Genomic DNA, 18,833 nt, shown 5'->3' with positions numbered 1-18,833 from the left:
GCTGCCCCGGTAGCAGGCTCTTCTGTTTTATAGTGAACGTGCCTGAAACCACCCTTCGCAGCGAAAGGCGTTTAGGGGCTCTTTTTCCAAAAACAGCCCCTAAACAGCAAATATTCCGTCTTGAGGCCCCGGTCTTTCCTGCAATCAGCAAAAATAATAGCCAGGCTTAGGGAGTTTAAGGAGAGAATCCAGAAATTTGAGGCAGCATGTCTGTTACAACCCTTCCTTCCTATTTACCAGATTTACCCGTCACGGAGGCATTGCCGCGGCTCCTGACTGCACTGGAAAACAATTCGCGCGCCGTACTGGAGGCGCCGCCCGGGGCAGGTAAAACCACGTTGGTACCTCTGGCCCTGCTGCACGCCCACTGGCGTAGCGGGGGTAAAATCCTGATGCTGGAGCCCCGCCGGCTAGCCGCCCGGGCCGCCGCGCAACGCATGTCTGACCTTCTGGGCGAGGAAGTAGGACAGACTGTGGGGTATTGGGTACGCATGGAGCACATTGTCTCAGACAAAACCAAGATTGAGGTAGTGACCGAAGGCATTCTTACCCGCCTGCTCCAGAGCGATCCGGGGCTGGAAGGAATTGCCGCCATCATCTTTGACGAGTTCCATGAACGCAGCCTGCAGGCTGATGTAGGATTAGCCCTGGCCCTGGATGCCCAAGCTGTACTACGCCCCGACCTCAGGCTGCTGGTGATGAGTGCCACGTTAGATGCGGCCTCGGTGGCCCAGTGGCTACAGGCGCCGGTCATCAAAAGTGAAGGCCGCCAGTTTCCGGTGCAGACCCATTACCTCTCTGCGGCAGAAATGGCTCAGGCTGGTCAGAAACCCGCTGAGCGCCTGAACAACCTTGTACCCAAAGCTATCCGGCAGGCGCTTACGCAGGAGCCTGAAGGTGATGTGCTGGTTTTCCTGCCCGGCATGGGCGAAATGCGCCGCGTTGCCCAATCCCTGGAGGGGAAATTGGCTTCTACCGTAGACCTGCACCTGCTGCACGGAGACCTGAACCTGACCCAGCAACTGGCCGCCATCCGTCCGGCCCCGGCGGGTCGAAGGAAAGTTGTGTTGGCTACCAGCATTGCGGAAACCAGCTTAACCATTGAGGGTGTGAAAGTTGTGATAGACGGAGGTTTTGCCAGAGTACCCAAGTTTGTGCCACGCATTGGCCTCACCACGCTGGCCACCATTCCGGTTTCCAGAGCCGCCGCCGATCAAAGATGCGGTAGGGCGGGCCGTCTGGGGCCGGGCGTGTGCTACCGCATGTGGTCCTCCGCCGACCAACTCCAACTCGCTGACCGTCAAACCCCGGAGATCTGTGAGGCAGACTTAACGGGTCTGGCACTGGAACTCTCCATCTGGGGCACCCAGGAAGCCACAGACCTGAAATGGCTGGATGTACCGCCCGCTGCGGCCTTGGCGCTGGCGCGCGATTTATTAGTTCGGCTGGAAGCCATAGATAAAAATGGGAAAGCCACGGCCCACGGCAAAGCGCTGGCGGCATTAGGTTTATCGCCCAGGCTTGGGCATTTGGTCATGCGCGGGCACGCCCTGGGCTTGGGAACAACCGCCTGTGATCTGGCCGCTCTCCTCTCAGACCGCGACATCCTGAAACCCATGCAGATTTCCTGGGCAGATCCCCTACCTGACCTTACCCTGCGTCTGGAACTGCTGAACGGACAAACTCCGCCCACTCCCGGGTATACCGTAGACGCCAACACCCTCCGGAAAATAAAGGAACAGGCCCAGAACCTTCGGCAGAGAATCAGGGAGAAGCGGGGACTGCTGGCGCTGGAGGCAACCGGCCTGCTCACCGCCCTGGCCTACCCAGACCGAATTGCCCAACGCGAAACCTCCGGACGGATCAGACTCATTTCCGGACAGCGTGCTTCGCTCCAGACCGAGCTGTTTGGGGAAGCGGAATTTTACGCCGTGGCGCATCTGGAGTTGGGTACCAAACCCAGGGTGCTCTCGGCGGCACCCGTATCCAAGGGAGACCTGCTCACCCATTTCACTGACCAACTGGAACGGGTAACGGAAGTACGCTGGGATGCCAACGCAGAGAAAGTAGTAGCCCGGCAGTTCACGCGCATGGGCGCCTTAACGCTGGACGAGACCGCCATCACCCAGCCAGACGCCACCTTAGTGGCTCAGGCACTTTTACAGGGGCTCCAGGAAAAGGGCATCCAACGCCTCCCCTGGCCCGATGAAGCCCTGCGCACCCTGCAAAGGCTGACCTTTCTGCACCAACTCAATCCAGACCAGTGGCCTGATGTCTCTTTTAGTACCCTGGAAGCAAACCTGGAGGAATGGCTTCTGCCCCATTTGGTAGGCTTAAAAACTTTGGAGCAGGTCAGCCGTCTGGATTTCAAGGAGATTCTGCTCAGCGATTTCTCTTGGGAACAACGGCAGGAAATGGATCGCTTGGCCCCTTCTCACTTAGAAGTACCCACCGGCTCCCGCATTGCGTTGGATTATACAGACGTGCATTCGCCCGTACTGGCTGTTCGGCTACAGGAAGTATTCGGGATGCTGGACACTCCCCGCATTGGCGGCGGTAAAGTGCCTGTGCTTATGCACCTGCTCTCACCTGCTTCCCGCCCCGTGCAGGTGACCCGCGACCTGAAGAGTTTCTGGAGCAACGGCTATTTTGAGGTAAGGAAAGACCTGAGAGGCCGTTATCCCAAGCACCATTGGCCCGATGATCCGCTCACGGCCCCGCCCACCCGTGGCACCAAGAAGCGACCCGGATAAGATTTTGGATAAGGCGATTTAAGAACACCAAGGGCACCGAAACTATGGTTTCGGTGCCCTTGGTGTTATAGATAGTTATGGGTAGCTTCTACTTCCACTCAGGCATGGTGGCATTTGACAAGAGCTTCACCCGCTTAGTTTTCTCTGCTATCTCTAAAGTCCAGATGCTGCTTTCGCCCAATCCGTCATTAGACACGTTCTCAAAAATTACTTTGGCGCCGTCTGGTGAGAAGCGTGGGAAAACATCATTGGTGCCGGCTGGCTTGGAGGTTGACAAATCTACCAGGCCAGTGCCATCCAGTTTCACCATATAGATATGGGAATTAAGCTGGCGGCCGGTGGCGTTCTCAAATCCGTCTACGTCACGGGTGAAGAGCACGTAGTTTCCATCAATGGAGAAGGACGGACTCTCCACTCTGCCCGGCAGGTTATCTACCAGCTTGGTCATGTTGGTACCATCTGCGTTCATGAGGTAGATTTCAGAGTCGTTGATGTTGGAGCCAATGGTCTGCACTACTATTTTGTTTCCCTGGGCCGTCCAGTCCACCATCCGGAAGTGGCGGTTAGCGGGTGCGGTGGCTATCAAAGTTAGATTGAAGCCGTCGTAGTCAATGGTGTAGAGCTTGTCATAGTTGGCATAGACAATTCTTCCGCCGTCTGGCGACCAGGCAAACCCGATGCCCTGGTTGTGGTACCCAATTACGGGTAAGGTGGTAATCTGCCGTTTGCCAGAGCCATCACGGTTCATGGTGAAGATCTGCGGTTCAATGGAAGCGTTAGAAGAATAAGCGATGAGGTCTCTTCTTGGGCTCATGATGGGCCACCACTCGCGGGTGAAAGCCGTGGTTAACCGCGCCGAAGCGGCTTCTGTGCCATCTGAGCTATAAATGTCAAAGTTTCCGTCTACAGAACGGGCAAAGTAATATCTATGGTCTGGGAAACCAATGGTTTTAAAGCTCCAGGTAGGGCCAATAGAGCTGTCTCCTTTGATGTCTTTGGAAATAACCTGCCAGAAATACGTAGTGTTGTACTGGAGGCCATGGGCCACCACAGACGTATCCTTAGTGCCTTCAGCTAATTTTTTTTTTTGGGTAGAACCCGCTTCAAACAGGTACACATCATAGGTCAGCACAGAATCAGCGCGGTTAGGGTCTGAGCCTGACCATTTCAAAAGAACTGAAATGGGTTGGTTCTGGCTGTCGGTGCCGGGGCTGGGGTTGGCTGCCGGGTTGGGAGCCGCATTGTTGCTTGTGGTAGTGCCCACTTCCAACTGAATGGTAACGGGGGTTTGCTCAGAATCACGCACCGCTACGGTCACCGTCTCTGCTTTATAACCGGTCTTCTTCGCCGAGATAGAATAATCGCCACCGGGGATGTTGTTGAACACAAATTTCCCTTCTGAGTCTGTAATGATGGCGGAGGTGGCGGGATTGGTGTTGATGGTTACCGCCGGTAAAGGCCTTCCGGTAACGGCATCTAAAACGATTCCGGCAATAGACCCTTCGCCGGTGGGCTCAATGGGGTCTTCATTACAGGAAACAAACAGGAAAAAGAAGCAAACAAGCCAAAGGGTAGAAGCTGTTTTTAGCATGTGGTAAAGAATAAGAGTTAAAAGCCCAAAGCTTGAGCATAGAAAGACTGCCTTAGCTTTGCGTAGAATCTGTTATAATAAAGGGATAGAATATAATATTACAGCAATTTATAATTAATTGCGGGCAACACAACAAGAAATACAGATTTTTTACCCCCTTAAGGTACAGATGGCTTTTTTACAACTCTTTACTGGAAAGGTACCGTGGCACCACCGTTGACAATGGTGATTTTCATGTCATTTCCTAATTGTTCAACGCTATAGGATTTAGCGTTGCTGCCCATTTCTATTTGGGTGAGTACATTGCCCGAACCCTGCTGCCTGATCACATAATTCTGGTTGTTGGTTTGCAGGTCCTGCTCAATTCTGTTGGCGTTGCCAATCTGGTAGAGATCGCTCACGTTGTAGTTGCCAGACACATAGCCCTCATAGCTGTTTCCGCTGCCTTGCTGCTGTAAGTTCACCACATTGCCCACTCCGTACTGCTGAAGCATTGCCACGTTCTGCTCCCCCTCCTGCTGGACACGGGCCACATTGGAAGCCAATTGCTGGAACGTGAGCCCTCCGTTGGCGGCCGAGGTTTGGTTGAGGTTCTGCCGAATATAGTTCTTCTCTTCGTTTACCTGCTTCAGGAGCAGTTCTTCGGCAATGGTTGTCTGGGCGAAGGCAGATGATCCGCCCAGGGCGAACAACAGAAATAAAACTAGCTTTTTCATTTTCATCTTCTTTGGCAGATTGTGACAAGCGGGGATAGATCCACGCTTAACCTCCTTCACTTTGTAACATTCAGGCACAAGCAACACTTTTTCTGGCTAGCAGAGTTGCCTCAGGTTATAGTTTCATCATGTAACAACTGACAAACGTTAAGATAGCCCTTTACCCCGGAAAAATCAATCGCACTTTAAGTAGGCTCTGTTCCAGTTTTACGTCCATTTTGGAAAAAGAGCCGCTAAACGCACAAACTACGCCTGCTAAATTAAAACAGAAGAAGTTGGAAAGGAGGCTACTGCTTCCTTTCCAACTGTTAGACTTCTGCCAGTGCAAATTGCTTAAGCACCTTTGCTATTGTTACGCTTAGTTGCCCTGAATAACGGTAGAGGTGTTCAAGGAACCAATCTGATTCACCACAGAACTGTGGCTCTGGCCAGTCTGTCTCTGCAGTGAGGAGTTAAGGCTACCATCTTGGTACAAGGTAGAATACAGATCTCCGCCTGTGTTTTGGTACTGAGCACCTTCGTTATCTGAGCCGAATTGCTGGATGCCGGCAAAGTTCTCATAATAACTCAAGTCATCCTGGCTTTGGAACGCCATGTTGCCGTCACCGTTCTGCATGATGTCGGCGGTGTTGGCCACGCTGGAAAAGCCCTGGTACTGTTCTGCTAAGTTATTGTTACCGTCTTGGCTGGCGATGGCGCTGTTATAGCCTGAAACCTCGTCCTGGCTCTGTACGGCCATGTTATTATCTCCCCACTGGTAGATGTAGGCAGTGTTAGCCAACGAAACGCCCCCCTGGTATTGCTGCGCCATGTTGCGGTTACCGCTTTGCTCAACGTACATCTCATTTGATTCGCTTTCGCCGCTTTGTTCCTGGCTGGCGCTGTTTGCATTACCTATTTGCCACGCTTCCGCTATGTTAGCGTAAGCGGCCATGTCTTGCACTACCGTAGAGGCGTTACCCGTACCGGTTTGCCTTACATAGGCCAAGTTACCCTCAGAAACATCAGACTGCGAGATGGACGAGGTGTTGGCATCTCCGGTCTGGAACAGATAGGCGGTATTATAAGCAGCACCAGCCACTTGTTCAACCCTGGAAACGTTGGTGTTCCCGGTTTGCGTCACGAAGCCCCAGTTGGAAAGGTCGGTCTGAGTGACAGCCGAGCTATTGGCAGCGCCAGTCTGTTGAACTTCGGCGCGATGTTCCTCTCCGGTTTGGTTTACAGTGCTGGTATTGCCCTGCGCCATAGCGGCCCCGGCGGCAAAAACTAATGCAGCCGCAAATACAGTTACTTTTTTCATTGGTCTGTTTGTTAAAAAATGATAATGGGAGAGGTTTCTCCCATTATCATCTTCATAAGTAAAAGAAAAGGTATTTAAAGTACTTCTACAGCAACTGAGGCGGAAATTCAACACCCCCGCCTCTAGGTTACTAGTTGCCTTGTACTACAGTAGCTTCGTTGAAAGAACCAATTTGTCTTACAGAAGACTGGTGAAAGGTTCCAGTTTGCTCTTGAAGTGACATGTTCATAGTTCCGCTTTGATACAAGATAGCTGATACGTCAGCCGCACCGCTCTGTAACTGAGTACCATCATTGTAAGAACCGTACTGCATTACTTCTGCATAGTTGTAACCAAACAGACCCAGGGCCTCATCCTGAATTTGAACAGAGGTGTTACCAGTACCGCTTTGCATGGCATAGGCAGTGTTATCAGCACTGCTCAACCCTTGCCACTGCTGCGCAGTGTTATCAGAACCAAATTGCTCAATTTCAGCAATGTTGTAACCAGACACCTGGTCTTGCAGCTGCTGGGCCACGTTACCATCGCCTGACTGGTAGATATAAGCGTTGTTAAACACAGATGTATTGCTCTGCACCTGAACACCTGTGTTATCATTACCCAACTGCACAGTTAGGGCATTGTTAGCAAGGCTACCATTGCTCTGGTCTTGGGTTGAATAGTTGCCATCGCCTTCCTGATATACTTCAGCGGTGTTGATCTGAGAGTTGTTCACCTGGGTAATAGCAGAGTAGTTAGTAGATCCTACCTGGGTTACAAATGCCCAGTTAGCGAAATCTGACTGCGTTACGGTTGAAGAGTTGGTGCTTCCCAACTGGAGCACATCGGCTAAATGAGAATCACCAGACTGGCTCACGGTGCTCACGTTGCTTTGTGCCATAGCTGTACCAGCTGCAAACATTACGGCGGCGGATAGAAGGATAGATTTTTTCATTGGTTTGTGTTTTAGTGGTTTAAGATAGATGTGATTGATTTGTAGGTCAAATGTATCAATAAAAAATAAAAAACATACAAATGATACATTAATTTTTTATACTATTTCACTTTATGATATAATTATACCAAAAAAGAGCTTAAATCTATATTTATGCATTCTATTTTTAAAATAATCCTATTATGTTTTACAAAACACAAATAATTCTCAATAATTTATAAAGATTCTAAATTAGCTTTCTAATTCTCTTTGTCTAGTTTTTGGGTTATGAATGGTTATTGCTTCTTTACTGTCTTGATTAAAAGCTATGCTTGTTTAGGGGAAATAACTGCCTGGGGAGCTTGCACCACGCACCTCCACCAGCCAGGCATTTCTGTTTAGGGGCTCTTTTCGCGAAAAGAGCCCCTAAACAGAAATGCCACTTACAGGAACAGCAAACAAATTATGTAGCACACCAAAACCAGAAGGGCCGCACATGCAAGCGCGGCCCTTCTGGTTTTGGTGAATTGAGGGATACTACTTATTTCTTAAAGAGCCCCAGATAGAAATTGACGCCCACTTTGGCAGTCCAGAAATAGTCATTGAACCGGCCTTGCTTTACTCCATCTACCTCGTCATTCAGGAAATAGGAACTAGAGGCGTTTATATCTATGCCTATGCGCGGAGTAATCAGGTATTCGTACCCAAGTCCTCCTTTAATATAGGAGTCAAAACCAGCAGAGCCAAACCCATCCAGAAGGGTACCACCGTCGCGTTGCACCACCGCGGCACCACCGCCAATCTGCACATACGGCGTGTGCCGCAGTTTAGGAGCAAAGTTGTAATTCAGGTTCAGTTCTGCATAGCTGAGGGTACGGTGAAAGAATTCACGGGAAGTGGAAAGGTCTCCCCGCCCCAGCCTAAAATCAAAACCCAGGTTGTTATGGGTACTGACTCTGACTCCTATCTCGGCCATGGGCTCCACCTGGGCACGTGAATAGTCCCCGTTATAATACATTCCGCCCCCGGCGATGGACACGCCCACCACACCTCTTCTGTTAGCCATGACTTCGCCGTGCACGTTGGTGTTCTTCACATCCTCTCTTTCCCGCTGGTACTCCTTAATAATAGGAGACTGCATGTCATCCTTGTTCTTGAGGCCCCAATACCCGGCATGGATTCCTTCAATGATGAGGCTTTGCACTGCTTTGTCAATGGCTTCCTTCACGGCCATTTCAGAGGGCTCATTATAGGTGAACCCTGTTTCGGCCTCCAGCAGCCGCTTGAACTTGACATACCGGAACAAACCAAAATCCACCGACTGGGAGAGAATGGTCTTGGTAGTGTATACTGTCTTGAGAATCTCGCCGGTGCTGGTGGAGATGGCCCTGAGGTACACGGTCACTTTGTCCTCGCGGTACTGCCCAGACCCACCGGCACTGAAGTAGCGCAAACCCGCCCCACCGGTGATCACGTTGGCATCATAGGAAATAATACCGCCTTCCAAAAGGATGCCCGCAAACAACAACGAGGGCAGCGCCGGTTCTTTCCTACCAGTGGCCGCTTCGGCCTCGGCGCGGGTGGAGCGCACTATCTTCCGTTCATTGAGGAGGTTTGCCAGGTTCTCCCGCTCAATGGGGGTAAACCAACCAGATTCTTCCAAAGATTTCAGCAGGATGGTGGTAGAACCCTGCGTTACGGCCGTAGACCAGTTGGCCCCGGTAGCCGAGGGTTTATACTGCCCGGTCTGGTCTCTGAATTTATACACGGCTGCCACAATTTTCTGCTGCGGCGGCGGCATATTCACCAGATTCTCATTGCCTGGGGCGGCAACCCCCAGAGATGCCCGGGAGGTCTCCATAGACTTGTTGAAGAGAGGCATGCAGGAAACTGCTGAGGCAAGCAGAGCCACTAACAATAAATGGGTAATTGTTTTAAAGTTGCGGTGAAGCATGGGAAAAGAAAGGGTGTAGCTTGTAAAAGGGATTATGGGCGGCGGAAGGGGTAGCAATAGGGCCCTTCCCTAGAAATACGGAATGGTCACCGTGGTCTGGCTCCCGGAATTCTGATCCACGATTACAATGGAAACCCCTCCAGCCCCTTCAGAGACATTGATCTGGTAATTGCCAATGTTATAGCTGCCCGGCTCCAGGCCCTCGTCGCCAAACTGGGAAGAAACCAGTTGCCTGGAAAGCTGATTCAGGATTTGCCGGTTCAGGTTGTCTTCAAACTGCTTGAGCGGGTCTTGGTTGGCCCCGGTGTTGCCGGTGGTGGCGTTTGGGTCTTTGAGTTTGTCCTGAGACTGCGCCGATGACTGCAGCCACTGGTAATTGAAATAATAGCCTCCAAAGGCGGGGTTACGGGGTTCATACACAAAGTCCTGCGCCTGCAGGTCTGCGGTAGGAGCCACCAAAAGAATTAACAGGAAAGCAGCCAGCGCGTAAAGTTGTTTTCTCATATGCAGCGGTAGATGTAGTAAGGGGATAGTGTCTTTTAAGGTTTAGGTATATAAGTTTAAGCGTAATAGAATTCTGGTTAATATACTTCCCGTGCTTTCCGGCCTTCGGCCTCCAATTGTTTGGCCAACTGGTCTTTCATGAGGTGCTCAGTGACAAGGGCCACCACGTAGGAAGCCACTTCCTCAATCACTTCCTGCCGGGGCTGGAGCTGGTACTCAAATATGTTTTCATCATTCACGGCTACCGAAACAATGGCCCCGTTGCCGCGGGCAGGCTTCTCCTTCACCACAATGGTAAAGTTTCGCACGCCCTGCGGCGCCTCCCACTGCATATGGAACACATCATAGAAGGTGCGGCCAATTTTAGTCACCGTCTCATCCATCACCAAACCGTCAATCTCCAGATCGGCGGACGTTTTAAGGCGCTGCTCGTTCAGCCGGTTCTGCTGCTCGTTGTTCAGGCTTTGGGTGGTGTCTACCTGCAAGTAAATCTGGGCGTGCCCGTCTGAACTGCCCAAAAGCCATACCACCACCGCCAGAAATATAAAAATCCAATTCTTGGTTGGGGCTGGAGTCATGGCTCTTATTTGTGTCTTATTCTTAGATCAGATAACATATTTACAATATAGTTTGCTAAAAACCTAGATCAAGTTAAAATAATTTTAGGTCATATCCCTGCTTTTGGTCCATACAATGCGTTGGTCCCATTGGGGAGGCTCTACTCCCGCTTTGGAAAATGGCTGGGGAGCGATCAGCAAATGAAGGAAAGCGAGAAGAAGTGTGTTGTATTAGCCTGAGGAAAGATTGAAAAGAGGCGAAAATCTGCTTCCGCTTAAAAAAAGAAGTTCAGGATTAATGCCTCAGGAATAGGAATATTCCGCCACTGTTTTCCACCTCCTGAACAGGAGGCAGCACCCTATCTTTGGGTTGAGCAGCAGAAGGGAGCATTTATTTCCTAGACCTGTTTTAGAGCTACTTCTGGAAAAACGGCCGCTAAACGCACCGGTGTGGCTATAAAAAAGAAGAGGAGGCCTAAGCCTCCTCTTCTTTCATGGGTTGGTGAAGACAACTTATCTGGAGCCACCTCTTGTGCCACCGGTTTTCTCGCCTTCGTGGCCTTTCACCTTCACTACTTTGTTGTAAAGGCCCAGCAACAGGAACGGTGCTGGCCACTGGCCTACAAACAGCGCCTCGTCATCTTTTTTCATGATTTTAAGCGTAGCCGAAACAGCCATTGAGCCAAGTGCGGCCCACAGGAAAAGGTCTGAAGGCAATTTTGCGGTATACTCTTCAATTGTCCGGGCAACTGGACCTTCTCTATGTTCTGGATTGAAGTTATCAGCTGCGTCTTTTAAATCTCTTGCTTCCATAGCGTTATTTTTTGTTATGATAGATGGTACATGCCTATGAAAACGTAGGAAGCATTTATAGGGTTGGCAAAAAATAACAAGAAGTGCCTCCTTCCCAGGTAAAACCCCTTCTTTCCTATAAGTGGGCATATAACAGCCCCTTAGTTCCACCGCAGAGGACTACCATTTATAAAGCACGCTCTAAGAAAGTATAAGCAAAGATGGAGAAGCTTGCCGACCAGCTGGTTTAAAGCAGTTTTAGGAAAAACGGCCGCTAAACGCCCTCCACAGAATCAGAACAGCTCCAGCGATAATTGGGCGGCTCCGAATTTTTGGGGAGCTGACATGGTCACCGCAGGCGTGGGCACCAATTCACCGCTGATGTGGAAGACAGGTGTCTCCTCGTATCTGGAAGCCACCACCACCTGCGTTCCGTCGGCGTGGGCGGCAAACAACTCCTGCACCAGCTCTGGCCTGTTGTTGTCTCTGGAAAGGTGGCCCAGCAGCACATGGCTCATAAACGCCGGCTTGTAGCCCGTAAACAAAGTAAGTGCCTGCTTGTTGGAAAGGTGACCGTGGTTGCCCCTGATGCGGGCCTTGAGGTAGTACGGGTAATGCCCCCGGTCCAGCATGGCATCATCATAGTTGGTTTCCAGAATGGCGGCGTGGCATTGCCTGAACTGGCTGATCACGTGGTCGCAGGGCGTGCCAATATCGGTGAAGACGCCTACGTTAATTCCGTCGCCGGTAATGATGAAACTGTGAGGGTCGGCGGCATCATGGTATTTAGGGAAAGCGGTCACGGCCAAATCTCCAATCTGGACGGGCGCATACGCCTGGAAACTCCTCACCAAATGCCGCTCCAGCCCGAAGCGCAGATTCTGCAACGTACCGGGCGTAATGTAGACGGGCAATTGGTGTTTTTTGGCCAGCACCGGCAAGCCTTTGATGTGGTCTGAGTGCTCATGTGTAATAAAGATGGCCCGCACTTTCTCCATGGAGAGGCCCAGGCGGCGCATCCGAGTCTCGGTTTCGCGGCAGGAAATGCCCGCATCTACCAATACCGCCTCTTGGTCATTGCCAATGTAGTAGCAGTTCCCGTTACTCCCAGATGCCAACGCCGTTATCTTCAATCCCATAGCGCTGCAAAATTAACCTAAGTTTCCGGTAATTCCTCTCTACCCTTTCAAGGAAAGAAAATTTTGCCACCTACAGACTTAACATAAAATACCACCCAAAGACACATCAGCAGCTACGTTGGGCACTTTCCGTTTAGGGGCTGTTTTTGGAAAAAGAGCCCCTAAACGGAAAGTGCGCTATTATTAAGATACCGGCTGTGAGGAATTGCGCGGAATCAGGATGGGATCCAAGACGATGTGCTCAGGGTTGGTGCCGTAGTAGTCTTTGCTCCCGAAGAGTTTGAGGAACAGGCGGGCCGTCTCCTCCCCCATCTTCACGGTCTGCTGGTCTACGGTGGAGAGCGACGGCGTCACGAACGCCCCGAAGGCCTCATTCGCGAAACCTACTACGCCCACCTCTTTCGGCACACGTATCCCGTTCTCCAGTAATTGCTGCAGGGCACCCATTGCCGTGTAATCCTCGGCCGCAAACACGGCATCAAAAGAGTGGCCTTGAGCTAGCAGCTGCTGCACAGAGGTTTTTCCCAACTCCAGCGAAACCCTTCCCCTGAACACTAAATCTTCCTGAAACGGCAGACCGTGCTTGAGCAGCGCCTCACGGTAGCCTCTTAAGCGTTCATTGAAAATGGTCAGGTTCTGGTCTGAGGTGATGTGGGCGATGCGCCGGAAGCCTTGCCCAATCAGGTGTTCCGTGGCCGAAAAACCGCCCTGGTAGTCGTTGATGGTCACAGACGGTACGGGTAGTTCCTGGATGGCACGGTCAAAGAACAGCAGCGGCACCTGGCGCTTCCGGAGCTGGGCGTACATCTCATGGCCGTCCGTTTCTGACGAAACCGAGGAAAGCACCCCGTCTACCCTGGACTGCAAAAAGGTCTCTATCCCCTTCTGCTCCCGCGTGAGCGACTCCCCGGTCTGGTACAGCAGCACGCTGTAGCCGTTCTCATTCATGACTTTCTCAATGCCATGCACCACGGAGCTGAAGAAGCTGGTATCCAGACTGGGCACAATAATCCCAATCACATTGGTTCTCCCAGACCGCAGCGAGGAGGCGAGTTTGTTCTGTTGGTAGTTCAGGCGTTTGGCTGTCTCCAGCACGGCCGCCTTGGTAGCCACACTAATGGCCGGATGATCGTTCAGGGCCCGCGCAACGGTGGAGAACGTCACGTTCAGTTCCCGGGCAATGTCATGTATGGTGGTCTTCTTCACGCTCAAGGGGTAAGGCTACTAAACTACTAAAACATTTCTTTATCCAAAGCACCAAGATCGCCTGCGTTTTGAGCCTGTTTTGGGAAAAAGAGCCGCTAAACGGCTTCACTTCTTTCCTTACATCTTTAACTTCTTGATAAAGAGCCTGTACCATCTAGAAGTCAAATAAACTCTCCCTTCATGAAGTTTGACAAGAATCCCTCAAAAAAGACACCGATTTCATAAAAAGAAAGAGAAATAGCGAGGTAAATTTTCTAATTTCAATTTTTAATCTTAAACTTATGCCAACGTTGGCATTAAGGCAGGCAAGAAGGTTATTCCCGTTGTGCAACTGCCCCACCCGCGGCTCATTGGTTCTACTTATAACCAACTCTATATGCTCTTATTAGGAATAGACGTAGGCACTTCCTCTATTAAAGTATCGGTGGTAGATGCCACCACCCAAAAATGCCTGGCTTCTGCGCAGTTCCCGGAAACCGAATCCAAAATCACCTCGCTGCAGCCCGGCTGGGCCGAGCAGTCGCCGGAGATGTGGTGGGAGCACACGCAGCAGGCCATCAGGAAAGCCAACGCCACGGGCGCCTATAACCCGCAGGACATCAACGCCATTGGCATTGCGTACCAGATGCACGGCCTGGTGGTGGTAGACAAAGACCAGCAGGTGCTGCGCGATTCTATTATCTGGTGCGACAGCCGTGCCGTTCCCTACGGAACCAAAGCCTTTGAACACATTGGCCAGGAACAGAGCCTTTCGCGCCTGCTCAACTCTCCGGGCAACTTCACAGCGGCCAAACTGGCCTGGGTAAAGGAAAACGAGCCGGAGACGTTCAGTAAGATCCACAAAATCATGCTGCCCGGCGACTACATCGCCATGAAATTGACCGGTGAGATTACCACAAGCGCCTCGGCCTTGTCTGAGGGTATCTTCTGGGATTTCCAGAAAGACGAAGTCTCCGCCGATGTCATGAACTTCTTCGGGTTCAGCCAGGAGATTATCCCAGCGGTGAGGCCGCTGTTCTCCACGCACGGCGAGGTGAAGCCAGAAATTGCCAGTACGCTCTCCCTTAAAGCCGGTATTCCGGTGGCCTATAAATCGGGGGACCAGCCTAACAACGCCTTGTCTTTGAACGTATTAAACCCGGGCGAAGTAGCCGCCACGGCGGGCACTTCCGGGGTGATCTACGGCGTGAGCGACCAACTGGTGTATGACCCGCAGTCCAGAGTGAATACGTTTGCGCACGTCAACTACAGCCCAGAATCTAAACGCGTGGGCGTGCTCATGAACATTAACGGCACGGGCATCATGAACAGCTGGATCAAAGAAAACATGGGCCACGGGCTGAGCTATCCGCAGATGAACGAAGAGGCGCAGAAAGTGCCGGTTGGCAGCAATGGGCTGCGCATCTTCCCCTTCGGGAACGGGGCTGAGCGCGTGTTCAACAACCGCATCATCGGGGCCCAGTTCCACCGCCTTGATTTCAACTTACATTCCAAAGCCCACGTGTTCAGGGCGGTGCAGGAAGGCATTGCCTTCACGTTCCGCTACGGACTTGACATTATGCGCGAGAACGGCATGAACCCGCAGGTGATCAGGGCTGGGAAAGCCAACCTCTTCCTCAGCGACCTGTTTGCCGAGGCCTTCGTGAACACCACCAACGTGCCGGTAGAACTCTACCAGAACGACGGAAGCGTGGGCGCGGCCCTTGGAGCGGGAATAGGGTCTAAGGTATTCGCGTCGGCGCAGGAAGCCTTCAGCCGTTTTGAGCGCCTCAAAGTGATTGAGCCCAGCCAGACCGAAGCCTACGAGGCTGCTTACCAAGACTGGAAAACCCTCCTACTGAAACAATTGAGCAACTAAATTTAAACACCTTACATAACATAGCTATGGCAAATCCCTTGATAGGAGAAAAAGAATTTTTTAAAGGAATAGGGCAGATAAAATTTGAAGGCCTTGAGTCTGACAACCCGTTGGCGTACCGCTGGTACGATGAGAACCGGGTGGTAGCCGGCAAAACCCTGAAAGAGCATTTGAAGTTTGCGGTAGCCTACTGGCACTCTTTCAACGCCAATGGGTCTGATCCGTTTGGGGGTCCTACCCTTCACTTCGCCTGGGACGAGAGCTCAGATGTGATCACCCGCGCCAAGGCGAAAATGGACGCCGCGTTTGAGTTCATCACCAAAATTGGCATGCCTTACTACTGCTTCCATGATGTGGATGTGGTGGACTACGGCAATGACATTGCCGAAAATGAGCGTCGCCTGCAAACCATGGTGGAATACGCCAAGCAGAAACAAGCCGAAAGCGGCGTGAAACTACTTTGGGGAACTGCCAACGTATTCTCGCACAGCCGCTACATGAACGGTGCCTCCACTAACCCAGACTTCCACGTATTGACGCACGCCGGCGCTCAGGTGAAAGCTGCCATGGATGCCACCATTGCCCTTGACGGCGAGAACTACGTGTTCTGGGGTGGCCGCGAAGGCTACATGACCCTCCTGAACACCGACATGAAGCGTGAACAGGAGCACTTCGCCCGCTTCCTGCACACTGCCAAAGACTACGCCCGTTCACAAGGCTTTAAAGGCACGTTCTTCATTGAGCCTAAGCCCATGGAACCTACCAAACACCAGTATGACTATGACTGCGCAACCGTGATCGGGTTCCTGCGTCAGCATGATCTGATAGGTGACTTCAAAATCAACATTGAGGTAAACCACGCCACCCTGGCAGGCCACACCTTCCAGCACGAACTGCAAGTGGCCGCCGATGCCGGTGTGTTAGGTTCCATTGACGCCAACCGCGGTGACTACCAGAACGGCTGGGATACTGACCAATTCCCCAACAACCTGAATGAGCTTACGGAGTCTATGCTCATCTTCTTACAGGCCGGTGGTCTGCAAGGTGGCGGTGTGAACTTTGACGCCAAAATCAGAAGAAACTCCACTGACCCGGCAGACCTTTTCTACGCCCATATTGGTGGTGCCGATACCTTCGCCCGTGCCCTCATCACCGCTGACAACATCCTGCAAAACTCAGATTACCTGAAAATCCGCGAGGAGCGCTACGCTTCTTTTGACAGCGGCAAAGGTCAGGAGTTTGAGCAAGGCAAACTGACGCTGGAAGACCTGCGCAATTACGCCGTTGAGCAGGGTGAGCCAGCCGCGAAGAGCGGACGCCAAGAGTACCTGGAGAACCTGATCAACCGGTTTATCTAACATTCAGATAGACCAACTGAATATACTGTTTAAGGTAGCCGCGTCTTTAGTGTGGTTAGCCCAGACAGGAAGTTTCAGTGGATAGAGTAGAAAGAAGGCTGCCTCTCTCACGAGGGCAGCCTTCTTTTTTAAGAAATCCATCAGTGACTGGTTTGGGCATTATTCCTAAAAAAGAGCCTCTAAACGCAAGATTGCGCAAAAAAAACGGACTCTAGTAGAGCCCGCTTTTTCCCTAATCCTATGTGTAAAATTTACTTATCCTGACGTAACTAGGTAAATTCTCAAGGCTTTGCGAGAGCTTAGTTACATTTATTATACGTGTAGAACCCTATTTAATTGTATGCTTAACAATTAAATGATTTGGTAAAAAAACAGAGGTAGTGAACGTACTTACTTCCCCGGTTGAGCTGGGGCAGAAGCAGGTTCAAAAATGGCATCGTTTCCTTCGTAGTCAAACCAGTCAAAGGAGGCTTTGTTGGTGGAGGGTTGTCCGTTAGAGGTGGCGTACATGCCTAGCGTCACGCCCACAAAACCACCGGCCACGCGGGTGCTCAGGTATTTACCATCTACGTTGTCTTTCAGCAGGAGCCATTTCCCTTTTTGGGTGGCATAATAGAAAGCATAACTCCCGCCGTTGAACGTCACTTTGAGGTACAGCGGTTGCTTGTTTTCTTTGGAGGTAAGGGTTTTCTCAGCTAATACGGTGTTGTCAGCTTTGAACAGCCTCACCACCGGTTCGCTTCCTTTCATGGTTTTGCCTATGGTGTAGTAGTGCTCGTCGTTCTGGAAAGCGACTAGACCGGCGAACTCATTTTCTTTCTGCGGGGTGAATTCCACCACCGTACTGGCGCTCCCTTTCACGTGTTGCTGCCGCCGGGCGATGAAGGAGACGTTCACTTTCTCATTGAAGCTCTCCGGTCTTACGTCCAGAGTCAGTTTACCGGCGGGTTGGCTCAGGCTGTACCACGGCGTACGCGGCGTTCTGAGTTGCAGCCAATACATGGGCAAGGTCTTGCTCTTGAACTCCTCGCGGTAAGTGAAATTACCGGTCAGGGGGAAGGCTGCTTTTTTCTGCGCCGGCAAATTAGGAACGGAATAACGGTACTGCACTAACTCGTTCCCGGGGTTGATGATGGGCCAGCCATCTTTCCAGGCAACAGGGGCCAGAAAAGTTTCGCGCCCGGTATTGTAATGATCTCCGGCACCGTCATAGGGTCGGGTGGCCAGGAAAACCGCCCACCATTCACCTTTCTGAGTCTGCACCAAGTCGGCGTGACCAGTGGCCGATACCGGATTGGGACGGTTGGCCGGTAAATCCCGCTGCGTAAGGATAGGGTTCTGCTCATAAGGTACATACGGCCCGGTAACCGACTTGCTGCGCAGAATCACCTCTGAGTGGTGCACGCTGGTTCCGCCTTCCGCGGCCATGAGATAATAATAGCCGTTCACTTTGTACACGTGCGGTCCTTCAATCCAGACAGGTTTCTTGGAGAAATCCACGCCGCCGTTGACCAACAGATGCTGAGGCCCCACGGTTTTCATGGTTTTGAGGTCGAACTCAAACATCCGGAGGGTGCGGTGCCCGTCGTACTGGGGTTTATTGTCTGGGGCATCAGAGTTGTAGATGATGTAAGATTTTCCGTCATCGTCATGGAAAAGCGAAGGGTCAATACCGTTCACGTTGGGAATCCAGTGCGGGTTAGACCACGGCCCAGCCGGATTGGTGGCCGTCACCACAAAATTCCCCCCTTTGTCTATGAGCGTGGTAACCATGTAGAACGTGCCGTCTTTGTAGGAAATGGTGGGCGCGAAAATTCCCCGTGACACGCCATGTCCGTCCAGGTTCAGCTGCTCTGGTCGGTCCAGAATGTTGCCAATCTGATTCCAGTTCACCAGGTCTTTGCTGTGGAAGATGGGCACGCCGGGGAAATACGCGAACGAGGAGTGAATCAAGTAGTAGTCCTCCCCTACCCGGCAGATGCTGGGGTCTGGGTAAAAGCCCGGGAAGATGGGGTTCTGAAACGTTTGCCGTTGCTGCTGGGCCTGCGCTGTAAACCCAAAAAGAAACCCCAAAAGCAGGGTACTGAAGAGTAGCTTCCAATTCTGGAGTCGCCGCGCGCGTAAATTTGAACAGATCATGTTGAACGATTTTTTCATCTTCGTTTGGTAGTTAGGCAAGCGCGAGGAGCCGG

14 protein-coding genes are annotated in these 18,833 nt (G+C 51.6%); 3 read left to right on the top strand and 11 right to left on the bottom strand.

Translation table 11 applies throughout. The annotated features are described in order from the left end of the window. The first annotated feature begins 206 nt into the window (after window positions 1-206). Window positions 207-2,753: an ATP-dependent helicase HrpB gene (gene hrpB / locus EFA69_RS13715; protein WP_123133683.1), complete on the top strand. Its 2,547-nt coding sequence runs from the start codon at window positions 207-209 to the stop codon at window positions 2,751-2,753. 88 nt (window positions 2,754-2,841) lie between these two features. Here the strand turns inward: hrpB and EFA69_RS13710 are convergent, their stop codons facing one another. The 10 genes from EFA69_RS13710 to EFA69_RS13665 form a co-directional block, all read right to left on the bottom strand. Next, on the bottom strand, window positions 2,842-4,344 hold the full coding sequence (locus EFA69_RS13710; RefSeq protein ID WP_123133682.1) for a carboxypeptidase regulatory-like domain-containing protein: 1,503 nt from the start codon (window positions 4,342-4,344) through the stop codon (window positions 2,842-2,844). Window positions 4,345-4,532: 188 nt separating this feature from the next. After that, window positions 4,533-5,060 (bottom strand): hypothetical protein, encoded by a 528-nt coding sequence (locus tag EFA69_RS13705; RefSeq protein WP_123133681.1) that lies wholly within the window; start codon window positions 5,058-5,060, stop codon window positions 4,533-4,535. 358 nt (window positions 5,061-5,418) lie between these two features. Beyond that, window positions 5,419-6,360, bottom strand: coding sequence for a hypothetical protein (locus tag EFA69_RS13700; protein WP_123133680.1), 942 nt, complete (start codon window positions 6,358-6,360; stop codon window positions 5,419-5,421). Window positions 6,361-6,490: 130 nt separating this feature from the next. After that, window positions 6,491-7,240: a hypothetical protein gene (locus EFA69_RS13695; RefSeq protein WP_221175748.1), complete on the bottom strand. Its 750-nt coding sequence runs from the start codon at window positions 7,238-7,240 to the stop codon at window positions 6,491-6,493. A 574-nt stretch (window positions 7,241-7,814) separates the two neighbouring features. Continuing rightward, a complete protein-coding gene (locus tag EFA69_RS13690) occupies window positions 7,815-9,155 on the bottom strand; it encodes a CsgG/HfaB family protein (protein ID WP_123134837.1) in 1,341 nt (446 codons plus the stop codon). A gap of 141 nt (window positions 9,156-9,296) precedes the next feature. Beyond that, entirely contained in the window at window positions 9,297-9,731 is a 435-nt protein-coding gene (locus EFA69_RS13685; protein ID WP_123133678.1) for a curli production assembly/transport component CsgF, read from the bottom strand. Between the two features lie 77 nt (window positions 9,732-9,808). Next, a complete protein-coding gene (locus tag EFA69_RS13680; RefSeq protein WP_123133677.1) occupies window positions 9,809-10,309 on the bottom strand; it encodes a CsgE family curli-type amyloid fiber assembly protein in 501 nt (166 codons plus the stop codon). 492 nt (window positions 10,310-10,801) lie between these two features. After that, window positions 10,802-11,101 carry a hypothetical protein gene (locus tag EFA69_RS13675; RefSeq protein ID WP_123133676.1) on the bottom strand — a complete coding sequence of 100 codons (300 nt, stop codon included), beginning with the start codon at window positions 11,099-11,101 and terminating at the stop codon, window positions 10,802-10,804. 272 nt (window positions 11,102-11,373) lie between these two features. After that, window positions 11,374-12,219 carry an MBL fold metallo-hydrolase gene (locus tag EFA69_RS13670; RefSeq protein WP_123133675.1) on the bottom strand — a complete coding sequence of 282 codons (846 nt, stop codon included), beginning with the start codon at window positions 12,217-12,219 and terminating at the stop codon, window positions 11,374-11,376. A gap of 183 nt (window positions 12,220-12,402) precedes the next feature. After that, window positions 12,403-13,425: a LacI family DNA-binding transcriptional regulator gene (locus EFA69_RS13665; RefSeq protein WP_123134836.1), complete on the bottom strand. Its 1,023-nt coding sequence runs from the start codon at window positions 13,423-13,425 to the stop codon at window positions 12,403-12,405. A 376-nt stretch (window positions 13,426-13,801) separates the two neighbouring features. Between EFA69_RS13665 and EFA69_RS13660 the strand changes: the two genes are divergently transcribed. After that, complete coding sequence (locus EFA69_RS13660) at window positions 13,802-15,283, top strand: xylulokinase (RefSeq protein WP_123134835.1); 1,482 nt, start codon at window positions 13,802-13,804, stop codon at window positions 15,281-15,283. Window positions 15,284-15,309: 26 nt separating this feature from the next. Then, a complete protein-coding gene (gene xylA, locus EFA69_RS13655) occupies window positions 15,310-16,641 on the top strand; it encodes a xylose isomerase (protein WP_123133674.1) in 1,332 nt (443 codons plus the stop codon). Window positions 16,642-17,031: 390 nt separating this feature from the next. Here xylA and EFA69_RS13650 read toward each other — a convergent pair whose 3' ends face one another. Further along, window positions 17,032-18,798, bottom strand: coding sequence for a glycoside hydrolase family 43 protein (locus EFA69_RS13650; RefSeq protein WP_245964585.1), 1,767 nt, complete (start codon window positions 18,796-18,798; stop codon window positions 17,032-17,034). Window positions 18,799-18,833 lie beyond the last annotated feature (35 nt).

Source organism: Rufibacter immobilis, from assembly GCF_003721565.1.
GTDB classification, from domain to species: domain Bacteria; phylum Bacteroidota; class Bacteroidia; order Cytophagales; family Hymenobacteraceae; genus Nibribacter; species Nibribacter immobilis.
This window is presented reverse-complemented; position numbering and strand designations above follow the sequence as displayed.

What these genes read in the sequence shown, in the direction of transcription:
- hrpB (WP_123133683.1), top strand. Translation starts at nt 207, where the DNA reads ATGTCTGTTACAACCCTTCCTTCCTATTTACCAGATTTACCCGTCACG.
- EFA69_RS13710 (WP_123133682.1), bottom strand. Translation starts at nt 4,344, where the DNA reads ATGCTAAAAACAGCTTCTACCCTTTGGCTTGTTTGCTTCTTTTTCCTG.
- EFA69_RS13705 (WP_123133681.1), bottom strand. Translation starts at nt 5,060, where the DNA reads ATGAAAAAGCTAGTTTTATTTCTGTTGTTCGCCCTGGGCGGATCATCT.
- EFA69_RS13700 (WP_123133680.1), bottom strand. Translation starts at nt 6,360, where the DNA reads ATGAAAAAAGTAACTGTATTTGCGGCTGCATTAGTTTTTGCCGCCGGG.
- EFA69_RS13695 (WP_221175748.1), bottom strand. Translation starts at nt 7,240, where the DNA reads ATGGCACAAAGCAACGTGAGCACCGTGAGCCAGTCTGGTGATTCTCAT.
- EFA69_RS13690 (WP_123134837.1), bottom strand. Translation starts at nt 9,155, where the DNA reads ATGCCTCTCTTCAACAAGTCTATGGAGACCTCCCGGGCATCTCTGGGG.
- EFA69_RS13685 (WP_123133678.1), bottom strand. Translation starts at nt 9,731, where the DNA reads ATGAGAAAACAACTTTACGCGCTGGCTGCTTTCCTGTTAATTCTTTTG.
- EFA69_RS13680 (WP_123133677.1), bottom strand. Translation starts at nt 10,309, where the DNA reads ATGACTCCAGCCCCAACCAAGAATTGGATTTTTATATTTCTGGCGGTG.
- EFA69_RS13675 (WP_123133676.1), bottom strand. Translation starts at nt 11,101, where the DNA reads ATGGAAGCAAGAGATTTAAAAGACGCAGCTGATAACTTCAATCCAGAA.
- EFA69_RS13670 (WP_123133675.1), bottom strand. Translation starts at nt 12,219, where the DNA reads ATGGGATTGAAGATAACGGCGTTGGCATCTGGGAGTAACGGGAACTGC.
- EFA69_RS13660 (WP_123134835.1), top strand. Translation starts at nt 13,802, where the DNA reads ATGCTCTTATTAGGAATAGACGTAGGCACTTCCTCTATTAAAGTATCG.
- xylA (WP_123133674.1), top strand. Translation starts at nt 15,310, where the DNA reads ATGGCAAATCCCTTGATAGGAGAAAAAGAATTTTTTAAAGGAATAGGG.
- EFA69_RS13650 (WP_245964585.1), bottom strand. Translation starts at nt 18,798, where the DNA reads ATGAAAAAATCGTTCAACATGATCTGTTCAAATTTACGCGCGCGGCGA.